General features: G+C 33.7%; 18 protein-coding genes and 1 tRNA gene. 10 read left to right on the forward strand and 9 right to left on the reverse strand.

Annotated features, from left to right (window positions below; translation table 11 throughout):
* The first annotated feature begins 53 nt into the window (after positions 1-53).
* Together F1Z66_RS05045 and F1Z66_RS05050 are read left to right on the forward strand one after the other, a co-directional pair.
* On the forward strand, positions 54-1013 hold the full coding sequence (locus F1Z66_RS05045; protein WP_149862521.1) for an asparagine synthase C-terminal domain-containing protein: 960 nt from the start codon (positions 54-56) through the stop codon (positions 1011-1013).
* A 104-nt stretch (positions 1014-1117) separates the two neighbouring features.
* On the forward strand, positions 1118-1780 hold the full coding sequence (locus F1Z66_RS05050; RefSeq protein WP_149862522.1) for a Snf7 family protein: 663 nt from the start codon (positions 1118-1120) through the stop codon (positions 1778-1780).
* 8 nt (positions 1781-1788) lie between these two features.
* Here the strand turns inward: F1Z66_RS05050 and F1Z66_RS05055 are convergent, their stop codons facing one another.
* Together F1Z66_RS05055 and F1Z66_RS05060 are read right to left on the reverse strand one after the other, a co-directional pair.
* Positions 1789-2118 carry a hypothetical protein gene (locus F1Z66_RS05055; RefSeq protein ID WP_149862523.1) on the reverse strand — a complete coding sequence of 110 codons (330 nt, stop codon included), beginning with the start codon at positions 2116-2118 and terminating at the stop codon, positions 1789-1791.
* 56 nt (positions 2119-2174) lie between these two features.
* Positions 2175-2738 (reverse strand): hypothetical protein, encoded by a 564-nt coding sequence (locus tag F1Z66_RS05060; protein WP_149862524.1) that lies wholly within the window; start codon positions 2736-2738, stop codon positions 2175-2177.
* A 92-nt stretch (positions 2739-2830) separates the two neighbouring features.
* Here F1Z66_RS05060 and bioA point away from each other — a divergent pair, with 92 nt between their 5' ends.
* Positions 2831-4156, forward strand: coding sequence for an adenosylmethionine--8-amino-7-oxononanoate transaminase (gene bioA / locus F1Z66_RS05065; protein WP_149862525.1), 1326 nt, complete (start codon positions 2831-2833; stop codon positions 4154-4156).
* Here the strand turns inward: bioA and F1Z66_RS05070 are convergent, their stop codons facing one another.
* Entirely contained in the window at positions 4157-4759 is a 603-nt protein-coding gene (locus tag F1Z66_RS05070; RefSeq protein WP_149862526.1) for a recombinase family protein, read from the reverse strand.
* A 245-nt stretch (positions 4760-5004) separates the two neighbouring features.
* Here F1Z66_RS05070 and bioB point away from each other — a divergent pair, with 245 nt between their 5' ends.
* From bioB to F1Z66_RS05105, 7 genes are all read left to right on the forward strand, one after another.
* Positions 5005-5985 carry a biotin synthase BioB gene (bioB, locus tag F1Z66_RS05075; RefSeq protein WP_230207460.1) on the forward strand — a complete coding sequence of 327 codons (981 nt, stop codon included), beginning with the start codon at positions 5005-5007 and terminating at the stop codon, positions 5983-5985.
* A complete protein-coding gene (locus F1Z66_RS05080) occupies positions 5966-7147 on the forward strand; it encodes an aminotransferase class I/II-fold pyridoxal phosphate-dependent enzyme (RefSeq protein WP_149862528.1) in 1182 nt (393 codons plus the stop codon). The genes bioB and F1Z66_RS05080 overlap by 20 nt, the downstream gene beginning before the upstream one ends.
* A gap of 306 nt (positions 7148-7453) precedes the next feature.
* On the forward strand, positions 7454-8143 hold the full coding sequence (locus F1Z66_RS05085; protein ID WP_149862529.1) for a nucleotidyltransferase family protein: 690 nt from the start codon (positions 7454-7456) through the stop codon (positions 8141-8143).
* 2 nt (positions 8144-8145) lie between these two features.
* Positions 8146-9123: an LLM class flavin-dependent oxidoreductase gene (locus F1Z66_RS05090; RefSeq protein WP_149862530.1), complete on the forward strand. Its 978-nt coding sequence runs from the start codon at positions 8146-8148 to the stop codon at positions 9121-9123.
* Complete coding sequence (locus tag F1Z66_RS05095; RefSeq protein ID WP_149862531.1) at positions 9120-10217, forward strand: thiolase family protein; 1098 nt, start codon at positions 9120-9122, stop codon at positions 10215-10217. The genes F1Z66_RS05090 and F1Z66_RS05095 overlap by 4 nt, the downstream gene beginning before the upstream one ends.
* A gap of 1 nt (position 10218) precedes the next feature.
* The gene (locus F1Z66_RS05100; protein WP_149862532.1) at positions 10219-10557 is read left to right on the forward strand and encodes a hypothetical protein; all 339 of its coding nucleotides are present in this window, start codon (positions 10219-10221) and stop codon (positions 10555-10557) included.
* Between the two features lie 32 nt (positions 10558-10589).
* Complete coding sequence (locus tag F1Z66_RS05105) at positions 10590-10946, forward strand: hypothetical protein (protein WP_149862533.1); 357 nt, start codon at positions 10590-10592, stop codon at positions 10944-10946.
* 8 nt (positions 10947-10954) lie between these two features.
* Here the strand turns inward: F1Z66_RS05105 and F1Z66_RS05110 are convergent.
* The 6 genes from F1Z66_RS05110 to F1Z66_RS05135 form a co-directional block, all read right to left on the reverse strand.
* A tRNA-Asn gene (locus tag F1Z66_RS05110) sits at positions 10955-11055 on the reverse strand.
* A gap of 128 nt (positions 11056-11183) precedes the next feature.
* Positions 11184-11726, reverse strand: a complete 543-nt coding sequence (locus F1Z66_RS05115) for a 50S ribosomal protein L6 (protein ID WP_149862534.1) — start codon at positions 11724-11726, stop codon at positions 11184-11186.
* Positions 11716-12108, reverse strand: coding sequence for a 30S ribosomal protein S8 (locus F1Z66_RS05120; protein ID WP_149862535.1), 393 nt, complete (start codon positions 12106-12108; stop codon positions 11716-11718). Before F1Z66_RS05120 ends, F1Z66_RS05115 begins: the two co-directional genes overlap by 11 nt.
* Before the next feature lie 9 nt (positions 12109-12117).
* Entirely contained in the window at positions 12118-12288 is a 171-nt protein-coding gene (locus F1Z66_RS05125) for a 30S ribosomal protein S14 (RefSeq protein WP_438502938.1), read from the reverse strand.
* Between the two features lie 8 nt (positions 12289-12296).
* On the reverse strand, positions 12297-12815 hold the full coding sequence (locus F1Z66_RS05130) for a 50S ribosomal protein L5 (RefSeq protein WP_149862536.1): 519 nt from the start codon (positions 12813-12815) through the stop codon (positions 12297-12299).
* Complete coding sequence (locus tag F1Z66_RS05135) at positions 12808-13530, reverse strand: 30S ribosomal protein S4e (RefSeq protein ID WP_149862537.1); 723 nt, start codon at positions 13528-13530, stop codon at positions 12808-12810. Before F1Z66_RS05135 ends, F1Z66_RS05130 begins: the two co-directional genes overlap by 8 nt.
* Between the last annotated feature and the right edge of the window lie 6 nt (positions 13531-13536).

Raw genomic sequence — 13536 nt, forward strand, 5'->3', positions numbered from 1 at the left:
CCCAATTTAGATCACCAATTTAGATTTATAAACGTAAAAATGTTAATAACCAAGTGTTTAGTGACGGATCAGACATCGTTAACTTGCTGAAAGGCATTTGTAACTCAATCCCACACGAAGCTATTTTACTCTCTGGAGGACTAGATAGCAGTATATTATTACATTTGACTCAACCAAAGAATGCAATTACTATTACTTTAAATTATTATTCAAATGACCTAAAATTTTCCTCTTTGGCCATCAAGGGTGCAAAATCATTTCATCACATCATTAATCCGGACCTTAACGAGATAATTAATAGTATTCGAGAATTGGTCTCTATATCAAAGACCTTTGATCCTATTTATATCAGGAATAACGTTGTGCAACTAATTGGATGTAAACACGCCATTAATTTAGGATGTAAAACTATAATAATAGGCGATGGTGCTGACGAATTATTCGCAGGTTATAATTACCTACACAAATATGTAAACGAACCGCAAATCCTTTGTAGAAAAATAAAAGATTTATTCGATAATATGGATTTTTTTTCAAACAGAATATCCAAATTTTATAAACTTAAAGTATATCTACCTTTTCTTGAACAACAAATAATAGAATTCTCCAAGACTTTGACAATAAATGATAAAATATCTAGGTACGAAGGATGTTTGTATGGTAAATTCTTATTGAGGCAACATTTTCTTCCGATATTAGGAGAGGAAATTGTGTGGCGCAAAAAAGAAGCACTAGAAATAGGCTCTGGTATGAATATGTATGTTTCAAAAATCGAAGAGCTAGTTGAAAATGAACAGTACGTTTACGGGGTACAGAAAGCCGCTAAAGAGGGGGTTAAGATCAGAAATAAAGAACATCTTTTTTATTACAATTTCTATAGACAATTTTTTGCTCCTCCCGGTAATGTTCAAAAAAAACAGACATCTACAAAAAAATGTACTTTCTGTAACACAGCATGGGAATGGAGAGGCAACTATTGCAAAGTCTGCGGGGCATACCCAGTTAAAAATTAACACTGAATTTGTCACTCTTACAATTAGTATCCATAGTTACATATTGTGAAAGAAATACAACCTTAAATACAAACTTCGATATTGGGTTAAGGGTATAAAAGTCAATGTCATTCAGCAATAAATGGATCAAACCACAAAATGAAATTAGTAACGTAGGGATGAAGCTTCTAGAAAATATAAAACCACCTTCGCCGCTTAAACCACGTATAGAGGAAGCACAAAAGCGCCTCCACTCACAGATCTCAAAATTAGAAACTATGTCAGCAAAAATGGATGAAAAAGATCAGATTATATTTAAACGCATAATTAGTGCTATGCAGAATCATGATAGCCAATACGCCAAAATTCTTTCAAATGAACTTTCTCAAATACGTAAGATGAACAAAATGATAACTTCCGCTAAATTGGCATTGGAACAAATTCAACTCAGATTAAATACTATCACTGAATTAGGAGATGTAGTAGTAACGTTGAGTCCTGCGATGTCTGTTATAAAGAATATTCAGGGCGGCCTAAATTCAATGATACCTGAAGCAGGGCAATCTTTTGGAAAGATAACAGATATTCTAAATGGCATCATGAACGATTCTGGACAAATTCCCACTGCTTCTGAAATTAATGGTAATACAGGCAGTGTAAGTGAAGATGCATTGAAAATAATCGAGGAAGCAAGTGCTATAGTGGAACAAAATATGAAAGATAAATTTCCAGACTTGCCTAATTCTAGTTTAGACAACAAGTTGTCCGAAAGCAGTTCTCTCTATTAATTTATTTTTTATTTGGGTCCTGTCATTGATATTTTTTTTAGTTCAACTTTTATTCGATAAATGGTTGGGTAACTATATCCTTTTTCCCTAAATTTCTTAACCATTACCTTCCAACTTTTAAGTCGCATAATCGCTTGCTTCTTAGTCAAAAATGAAGTCTCAGATTTTACTAGGCTTTTTCTTCCCGAATTAAGGTAACCCCCTACATCGGCAACATATCTATTATAGGAAAATCTTAAACCAGAAATAACAAATTCTACCGGCAATGTATCTACGTATTTCTTAATTTCAAGATACTGGGGCTTTGATGCATTTATTTCAATACTGTATTTTCTCATACCATAGTCCCTCAATATTTCAAAACTCGAGTTTTGAAATATAATAGTTTTTCATTCTAAAAAACCTTAAAATGAAAGCCATTTAACTTATCAACAAATGCTGCCGCATCATGCATTATTCTTGAAAATTGTAATTCATCATTTCTCTCAAATTTAGTTGATTTTGAAATGCAATAGTTTTTTATTTGTCCAGAAACATTTACAGGCAAATAAGATATTACCCAAATATTATGATGTATTGGTTGTAGTGCTTTCAAAGAACTGACTATACTTTGTACATCAGAAGATTCAGAGTCAATAAATTGGATTAATAGGACTTGTTCAGAATTCCTTTTAATGTTCCTGAAATTAGGAATTATTACACTTATTTCGATTTCGCCAATTTTGATCTTTCGCTGAGATGGTAACATCATTGTAGTAAGCAAATAATGCGTCAAGGATTCAGCTAGTGCAAGTTGATCAGTAGTGCTGATTAGCCCGCTCTCATTAATTATAGTGCATTTATCCATCAATTCATCTATCAAGGCAATAGAGTTTTCACGAGACTCGCTTAATTTTTTATGAATTCGACTAATCCCCATTTGATTTATCTCAGCATAGAGCAATTCCTTAACATCCATATACTAATTAGATACTTCTGATTATATTATTTTTATTCACATACCTATCAGTAAGAGATTTATTGACATAATATTTCTTATTCAATGAATCTTTGTCAAAAGACGATAAAACTTGGTATCCTTATTCTCAGATGAGTGAGACATTTAAGCATTATAAGATAAAAACTATTTCCTCAGGTAGTGATTTTTATTTTGTTGACAGAAAAGGTCATCGATATTTAGATGGAGTTTCTAATATGTGGTGCAATGTATGGGGATTTAGTGAAAATAGAATAATTAATGCTATGAGAGATCAGGTTTTGAAGATACCTCATTCAAATATTTTTGGTATTGCTAATGACAAATCACAATCACTTTCGTCTAAATTTTTGCAGTTAACTGAGGGCATGGATAAATTATTCTACACTGATAATGGCTCATCAGCAATAGAAGTAGCAATGAAGATAGCTACTCAGTATTGGTACAACAAAGATGTAAAAAATAAATCAATATTCTTGTCACTTAAAGATGGCTACCATGGCGACACTATAGGTGCAATGTCAGTAGGATATGTGGAAAATTACTTTAATAGGTACAAGCAACTTCTAATACCAACTCGTAGAATTCCCAAGCCAAAAAGCACTCTAATCGAAAGGGATAATCAATCCGATCTAAAACTAACCATTGAAAAATCCAAAAACATCATTGAAAAGAATGCTGACAAAGCTATAGCACTCATAATGGAAAGTGGGGCTCAAATTGCAGGCGGTGTCACAATCTTTCCTGACGGCTATCAAAAGCAGATTAAAGATATTTGTAGGAAAAATAATGTTCTTTTGATATTGGATGAGATTGCAACAGGGTTTGGAAGATTAGGGAACATGGTAGAGTATTTGGCCCAAGAATCAACCCCTGATATTGCATGTTTTGGAAAATCCATAACGGGAGGCTATTTTCCATTGGCATTGACAGCCGCATCAAAGAACATTTATCAAGAATTTGAAGGCAAATGGGATGAGGGCAGGCAATTATATCACGGTCATACTTATTCGGGACATCCAGTTGGGTGCGCAGCAGTACTTGAAAATATAAAAATGTATAAGGAAAAAAAATTAATAGAACGAATTAGAACAAATGCCAGTAAAATAAATAAAAGGATCAGAGAGTTCGATAAGTTTCCCATTGTTGAAAACATACGCTCCAAAGGAATGCTATCAGCTTTTGATTTAATCCATAAGAAGAAGATGATTAAAAATGTCAACGGAGTTCCAATAACGATATTTATCATCAGGGAAGCCTTAAAACGCGGCGTATTTCTTCGTCCTCTGGGATCTACCATGCTAATAATCCCCCCCTTAGCTATTGACTTTAATTCAATTGAGAAAATTATTGATGTTCAAACCGATATAATAAATGATATTCAAAAGAGCTTAAATTGATTATCCAGACGTCGCAATATTTCTTAAATTCTTGTAGAGGGTTGCCTTGGACATCCCCATATCTTTAGCAATTTTTGTTTTAGATTTATTTTGGGAAAGGAGAGAAATTAAGTGTACGCTATCTACAATCTTCCTAGGTCTTCCCACATGCTTACCTATAGATTTAGCACGTATTATCCCATCCTTTGTCCTTTGTATTAATAACTCTCTCTCACGTTCTGCCACCCAAGTCAATATACCTAGCATAAGCTTGCGAATGCTAGGATCGGTAGTCTGAAGAAATGTTTCCCTAGGGGAGCAAGAGATAAGTGGAGCATATTGTTCTACTGCTTTTATAGCTTCGAGGGTATCCCAAAAAGTACGTCCTATCCTGGACAATTCATAAACTAAAATGGCATCAATTTTTTCATTCGCAATCAGATTCAAGAGATCTTTAAACCCCTTTCTAGAATTAGCGGCAATTTTACCGCTAATGGAGGCATCTTCAAAGTATTCAATTATCTGAAAATCATGATTCGTGGCCCACCTTTGAATCGAAATTTTTTGATTCATGACAGTTTGGTCTTCTGTACTTACCCTAAGATAGGCGAATGCATATTTCATAAAACGAGATTTGACAACAATCGTATAAAAAAGGTTGTTAAATAATATCCCATTTATTGTCAAATTATCTATATTATTTTTCCAAATTAATAGTCAAAAAAAGGTAGTAATTATTGGTCTGTCTAAATAACGGTCGTTTTTTAAACGGTATGGTTTTTTTGAGTGGTTAACGATTTTCGTCTACTAACTTTCGCTTATAAAAGACTAATATAACAGAGCAATAATTAATAGAAAAGTAAGATTAATTGCGCAATTTGAAAAGTGATTTTATTTATAGGTTGAAGGATAAAGTAATAGAAGGAAATAAAATTACATCCGAAGAAGCACTCAAGTTAATATCCACAAAAGATATAAACGTATTAGCAGAATGCGCGAATAAAATAACGACAACATTTTCAGGAGATAGCGTTGACGTTGAAACTTTAATTAATGCAAAATCAGGGCGATGTCCGGAAGATTGTTCGTTTTGTGCTCAATCTTCATTCAATTCTACCCCTATTGACAAATATCCACTGTTATCGCATGATAAAATTTTTGAACAAGCCGAAAGAGCCTTACAAAGCGGTGCAAACAGTTTTTGCATTGTATGTGCTTACAAGGCACCACCGGAAGATGATTTTGAACATATATGCGAATCAATTAAAATTATCCGTAGCAAGCTCAAAATTGATGTAAATGTTTCATTGGGATTTATGACACTAGAAAGAGCAAAGCGATTAAAGAGTTTGGGAGTAAAAAGGTATAACCATAATCTTGAAACTTCAAAAAGCTTTTTTAATAAAATTTGCACTACTCACTCTTACGAGGATAGAATCAATACTGCAAAAATAGTAAAGGAAGCAGGTTTGGAACTTTGCAGTGGTGGCATAATAGGAATGGGCGAAACCAAGGAACAGCGAGTTGAACTAGGTGTTGCCTTATCAGAATTACAACCTGACGAGGTCCCTGTTAATATGTTACTAGGTAGAGAAGGGACCCCTCATTATAACAATAATTTCATATCGGAAAAGGAAATTATTCAGACAATAGGTACATTTAGGTTCTTAATGCCAAAGACCATACTCAAGATTGCTGGTGGAAGAGAAGTGCATCTTAAGGGCGACGATAAGAAAGTACTTAGAGCTGGTGCAAACGGAATAATTACAGGAGGTTACTTAACAACTGAAGGAAATAAACCTAGTGATGATTTCAAAATGCTAAAAGAGATTGGTATTAAGCAAAGATAACTTAAATTTTTTCGAGTCAAATCTTAAAGATCTGAAACGTCTTAATTTATATCGGTACCTTAGAATTCAAAACGAATTTAGAGACACTAATTCGAGCGAAGATAACCTTCCATTTATTAATTTTTCCACAAATGATTATTTGGGTCTGTCCAAGCATGAAAATCTCTTGAATCTGTTTAGTTCGTCACATTTTTCAAGTGTTTCTCAATGTAGTTCACGCCTTATCAGTGGAAACACTCCTCTTTTTGAAAAATTAGAAGAAATTCTTTCCCATCATAGACATACTGAGTCGGCTTTAATCTATCCCACCGGATATATGGCAAATATCGGGACAATAAGTTGTATTGCAAATAATCAAACCACAATCTTTAGTGACGAGTTTAACCACGCGAGCATAATAGATGCTTGCCGTTTGTCCAGAGCTAAAATCGAAGTGTTTTTACATAACGACATGTTTGATTTGGAAAATAAAATCAAAAAAAATGATGCAAAGCGTAAGGTAATTGTTACTGAAGGTATTTTTAGCATGAATGGAGATATGGCAAGACTGGATGTTATGTCTGAATTGTCATCTAAGTATGGGTGTATTCTTGTAGTTGACGATGCCCACGGTGATTTTGTGATAGGAGATAAATCACAAACAGATTATGGAGGAACTGCAAGTTATTTCAAAGTTGAAAATGAAGTGGACGTTCATATTAGTAGTTTGAGTAAAGGTCTAGGTTGTTTTGGCGGCTATGTAGCTTGTTCAGATCTTTTACGAAATTATCTGATAAATAAATCCAGGGCATTTATTTTTACCTCGGCACTCCCCGACATTTTTTGTGAATTGGCTTACAAAGCTGTATTGTTGGCCAATATGGGCGATAGGCAGAAAAAGCTACATAAAAATTTAAAATATTTTGAAGAACAATCAAAAAATTACACTTTGCCAGGCTTGAGATTTACTGAGGACAGTCCAATTATTCCCCTCGTTTTGGGGTCAGAAGAGAAATCCTTATCGATTTCAGATTCATTGTTAAAAAAAGGATATTTTGTACAACCCATTAGATATCCCACAGTGAAACGAAATGAAGCCCAATTAAGGATATCCATTTCTGCAATACATACATCTAAGCAAATATCAGGATTATTATCAACCTTAGATTCTCTGTTGAAATAAAATATTTCAGAATTCGAATTCTGAAATATCTTTTATCCTTAAATATTTCATATTTATTTCCCAATATAACTATTATTGTAGTAATATAACTATTATTGTAGTAATATAACTATTATTGTAGTAATATAACTATTATTGTAGTAATATAACTATTATTGTAGTAATATAACTATTATTGTAGTAATATAACTATTATTGTAGTATAAAAAAAATAAGACATTTATTAATTAAGTTCTGTGCTTAGGTAACTATTTCGTATAAAATCTGAGTAAAAAATATATCCTTAGATGGCTTAGATCAAATGTTTTGAAAGGAGTAATTCTAGCAGGAGGCTTTGGAAAACGACTAAAGCCAATAACAGATAACAGACCTAAACCAATGATAGAGATATTAGGGAAACCAATCATTGAATGGCAGATCAAGTTACTTGCAAAAAACAATATAACAGAGATTATTATATGCGTCGGATACCTAAAAGAACAAATAATCAATCACATAGCAAGCGGCAATAAATTCAAGGTAAAAGTAGCTTATGTGGTTGAGGAGGAGCCGTTAGGAACAGGAGGAGCTTTAAAGAACACTCAAGCTCTGTTAAAGGACGAAAAAAACGGATTTTTCATGCTAAACGGAGATATTTTAACCAATATTGAATTTAATGAATTATCAGGTAAGAATGAGTACAATTCTATTGCAGTAGTACCACTGAAAAGTCCATTTGGAATAGTAGATTTCAATGATCAACACTTTGTGACTGGTTTTAAGGAAAAACCCAACATAACAGATAAGTGGATAAATGCGGGTATTTATTACTTTAATCAAGAAATATTTGAATTTCTTCCTGACAAAGGAAATATTGAAACTACAGCCCTCCCTGCGATGGCAAATGAGAAAAAATTAAAAGCTAAAAAATTTGAAAAATCTTTCTGGAAATCAATTGATTCCCATAAGGATATCGAGGAATCCTCAAAAGAACTATCAAAACTTTATTCAAAATAAATATGAAAGAAAAGTATGCATATAGCATTGGGACCCTTTTAAATGTAAAGCAAGTCATTGAATTCTCCAAATCAGTAGATAGAAATGATAGAGTCCATTCAATATGGACCCCTGAATCATGGGGTAAAGAATCATTCTCCATATTAGGTGCAATTTCCCAAGTAACTAATAGAGTCAAATTAGGCACTTCCATTATTAACATTTATTCCAGGTCTCCAGCTACAATTGCAATGGGATCTGTTACACTTGATAACTTATCTGAGAAAAGATTTATTCTCGGACTTGGTGTAAGTACACCTTCCCTAGTCGAAGGACTCCATGGGATGAAGTATGAATATCCATTGACTCGAATTAAAGAATATGTAGACATTATTAGACTACTGTTCAAAAGAGGAAAAATTGAACTTATAGGGAAAACAGTCAGAGTAAATGGTTTTGAATTATTAGAACACTCAAGAGAAAATATACCCATCTATTTGGCGGCAGTCAATAGCAAGATGATTAGCCTCAGTGTTGACTCTGGTGATGGTTTTATACTATATCTTAAACCATTAAGCGAAATAGAAAAAATAATGTCAAGAATCAGAACAGTCACTTCTAGCAAGTCATTTACCAAAGCAGTAGCGTTTATAACTTCAGTATCAAATAAGAATCCAGAACAAGCTAACAAAAGAGCATCCAAAACATTAGCCTTTTACATTTCAGTTGGAAAAATTTACTATAAATATTTACTTGGAACAATATATAGTGATTCAGTTAAAAAGATCTATTCTGACTATCACAAACTGGGTATTAATGAGGCCATAAAAAATATTAAACCAGATATGCTAAATGATTTTGTAGTTTCAGGTACGGTCAATGAATGTGAATACAAAATTAAACAAATTATCAAAAAAGGTGTAGACCTTCCCATTTTACAAATTAATCCAATTAAGGATGTAAATGGAGATTTAGAATACAAGGATTTCAAGGATTTATGAAAGTTGCTATAGTCTCATCAAATAATTTAAAGAATACTAAACTCGGTCCTAGTACAGCTGGTGATTTAGCCACCAAATCGATATTAGAATTACTAAGTCATACGACTATAGACAAATCTAGTATTGATGGTCTAATTGTAACAAGTAACTCTCAGGAGATTTACCTAAGCAACATAGTATCTGAGATGTGTGGTCTCAAGCCAAAATTCTCTACCAGGGTTGAAAATTTGTGTAATTCTGGGACTAGTGGAATTCTGATGGCATTTTCTTTAATTCAAGCACGTATTTGTAAAGCAGTAATAGTAGTAGGTACAGAAAAACAAAACAGTATTGGAAATAAACTGAATTGGGATATATCCAGGGGTATTTTTGATATGCCAATACACTGGGCAGCAATGTATGCAAGTAACCACTTTCAAAAGTTCGGTACAAAACCGGAAGACCTTGCATTAATATCATACAAGAATCATTTATATGCAAATAAGAATCCAAATGCGATTTTTTATAACAAGAGATTTTCATTTTCTCAAATTCTAGATTCAGATATGGTGGCTGAACCACTAAGGAAGCTGGATTGCTGTTATCCCTGTGATGGTGCATCATCCCTATTACTTGTTTCTGAGGATTTAGCATACAAATTTGAATCACCCATCTGGATTCGAAGTATATCTCAAAATAGCCAAGGTGCGAGTTTTGCATCAATTTCTCATAGCTTAGATTACATTGCCTCTACCAAGATTGCAGCCAAGGAAGCATTTGAAATGGCTTCAATGAGTCCTAAGGACATAGACATAGCTGAAGTTCATGATGCTTTTACCATATTAGAGTTATTAGCATATGAGGACATTGGATTTGTTAAGAAGGGCTGTGGAAGAAATTTTATCTTAGATGAGATAATAAACATCAATACGAGGGGCGGATTGCTTGGATGTGGACATCCAATTGGAGCAACAGGCATAAGTCAAACAAATGAAATAGTTTTACAACTCCAAGGTTTAGCCAAAGGAAGGCAAATAAGTAATTTGAAAAGTGGCCTGGTTCACAATATGGCCGCTGCAGGAACTTCAACTACTATAATTTTATTGCAGAATTAACATGGATTTTTTTGAAGAAATACTTAATAGTGCTAGAAAAGGAAAATTCGTTACTAGTTATTGTCAACAATGCAATAAGTATATTTGGCCTCCGAAGGATTCTTGCAATCTTTGTTATTCAACAGCAGTTATAAAAGACGTCCCTTCTAACGGTGTCCTTCTTTCTAAATCTATTTCTTATATAAGTGGCAAGGAAGGGTACTTTGGCCTTGGCGAATTCACTGGAATTCGAATTATTGGAACAATAGAACGGTCTATGAAGATAGGTGACAGAATTGTTATTTGCAGAATTCGTGAAAAAAACAGAAAAATTGATCTAAAATTTTGTGTTGATATGTAAGATTATTAGGAAGTTAAACGTGTCTTTCTGATATGGGTTACGAAAGTTATCTGAGTGACAGGATGCTTATGAGCAGAGATGCATTAAATAAAAAACAAATAAAAATTAAAATAATTGAAGAGGACGAAAGAAGTAGAGATTTTTCAAAGAATGGAGATAGGGTTTTAATAAAAAAGATTCTACTTATAGTACAAAATTTAGAGACAGAAGAAATAGAAGAAAAAGAGTTGGATATCGAAGAGTTGGAAAATCGTATGAAAAAAGAAAGACTATTTACTTCGTCAAATAGGTGGGTACCTCGAGTGGATATCAGGAATAATTTTGTCTCTGGTAATAGACACACATATTTGCTTTCTGATGCGATTGCACTTGACATAGTTTCTTTCTAAACAAAAAGCGCCGCTGATCAGACTCGGACTGATGACCTACTGGTTAACAGCCAGTTAAGCTTCATAACAAAAATTATGAATTTGCTCTACCAAGCTGAGCTACAGCGGCACTATCTAATATCAGATTGGGAAGAATAATTAAATGTTATGATTTTAGGATATTAAGACTAAATTGACTACTTTAACTTAAAAAAATAAATATTAAAAAGAGGTATAAGCAAAACTACTAAGGGAAAATCAAGATCTAGAATATATATATACCCCATCAAGGAATACTCGAGAATCCTTGTTCTTTATTTTAGTGGATGATTCAATATTGGCAGCAGTTTGGGAAACACTTTCAATATTGGGACCAGTTACCAAAATATCTTCACCTTGGACAACCACTTTTGTATCGCGTCCGATTATTCTAGAAACACGTGAAGAACGTTCTCCAAAAAAGTTTTCAATATGAATCTCTTGACCCTTTATCTTGACAGAAATCGGAAAGTGAGCGAAAACAATTTTAAGTTTATATGTAAATCCAGTGGTAGATCCGAGAATCATATTATTGATTACACTTCTCAAGGTATTGGCTAAAGCATAGTCTCTTTTGCGATTACCATATGATCTTATAGTAATTTTTTGATCTGCTACTTCGATCGTAGCAGGCATTTTGGTGAAATCTTTTTGCACAGAACCATTTTTTCCTTTGGCTGTAATAGTATTATGGTTCTTAGTAACAGTTACGCCATCGGGTATACTAATCTCATTAATGTAGAAGTCAGGTTTAGTAGACATATCCGATTAAAGAACCTCCTAATCCCTTCTCTTGTGCTTCATGATGTGTCATTATACCGTTACTTGTAGAAACAATTAGTATTCCCATATTGTATGAAGGCAAGAACTGTCTTTCCCAATTTAGGTATTGATCCTTTTTAACGCTAAAGCGTGGGGTAATTATACCACACTTGTTAATCTTAGCCAATAGCTGGATCCTAAATTTACCCAGTCTTCCGTCATCTACTTGCTCAAATTCTCCGATGTATCTATGCTTTTGCATTACTCTAAGTACTTCGCTAGAAAATTTTGAAGAAGGTAAGACAATGCATTCTCTTTTTCTCCTCATCTCATTATTGTATAGCGTAGTAAATAAATTTGACAAAATGTTTAATGCGGGCATCCAAATCACCTATTCATATTTCCTAAAACCTAATGTGAATGCAACTTCCCTAAAACATCTTCTACACAGCATCAAATCATATGAACAAATCATACCACTAAATGAACCACACCTTTTGCACCATCTTGTCCCTTTACCATGAGCCAGTTTTTTCCTACCCGTCAATGCATAATCGCGAATCTTGACCTTCAAACTATTTCGACTCCAAATTGTGATCTAAAAAACTCTATTGATTCATTCTTGGTGATCTTGTGGTCTTTTCCGATTTTGCTTGGATTCCTCTTATGAGAGATGCGGTATCCAGGTCTAGTCAATGCAGCACAAACATCCATACCAAAAATCCCTATATCTGGATTATATTTTGTACCGGGAATATCAATGTGCTCACGAATTCCAAATGAAATATTTCCATTAGTATCAAAAGATGAACTTTTAATCACATTCTTTTTTGATTCCAATATTCGCCTTAAAAAGTTTACTGCATCGGTTCTTCGTAGCGTTACCATGGCACCGATTGGTTCTCCCTTATGAATGCCGAAATCCCTTACACTTTTCTTAGCACCTCTCACACTTGGCTTTTTCCCTGTTAATTCTGATAGGGCATTCTTTGCTTTTTCTACTGGGTCTCCAGATTTTCCAACTCCAATGTTAATAACCACTTTGTCGACTTTAATTTGCTTCATAGAGTTTGACGGGCTTTCACTCATTTACTAACACCTCTAAAACAGGTTTGTCTAATCCAACCGGCATAATTAATTCTACTGGAAGTTCTACAGTTTTTTCTTCAAAGGTTAGAATTACTCGTTTAGGTAACGCAAATAATCCTTCCTTTATTTCTTCTACTCTCCCAATTTTTCCCGCATTTTCTCCTTGAACCACAAGAACATTACAACCATTCTCGAATTTGATATGGCTTTCAATTTGCATTTCAGGAACACTTACCAAGCAAACATCTCCAACTTTCATTTCCTTACTATCTTGTAACAAAGATTTGCCATCATGGAATCCATATTGAATTTTCCCTCCTTTTGTACTGGTTTTACTAGTAATCTTTAGGAGTTTCTTTTTATTTTCTCTTGTCTTTACAGGGACCAAAAGTTTTGATCCCTTTGGAATCATTCGATATGCTTCATTATTGGGTGTTATTTCAATTAAATCCATTATACCCACACCAAAACGAGGGTCACGTCGAATTATACCATCAATTTTTATTAACCCAGAATTCAAAATTTTTTTACTTTCATTAGAATTGGAACTTAGATGCAAAACATCTCTCAAAATAACTCCAAGTGGATAACATTTGGATTTTGAATACGGACCAGGTCGGGGTCCAAGTATAAACTGAGAATCTTTTCTTCTAACATCCCAAAATCTAGGGGCCTTTTGTCTCTTTAGCTTTGTACTTCCACTCTTTCTTACCAAGTTATA

Source organism: Candidatus Nitrosocosmicus agrestis (genome assembly GCF_008389435.1).
Classification (GTDB): Archaea; Thermoproteota; Nitrososphaeria; order Nitrososphaerales; family Nitrososphaeraceae; genus Nitrosocosmicus; species Nitrosocosmicus agrestis.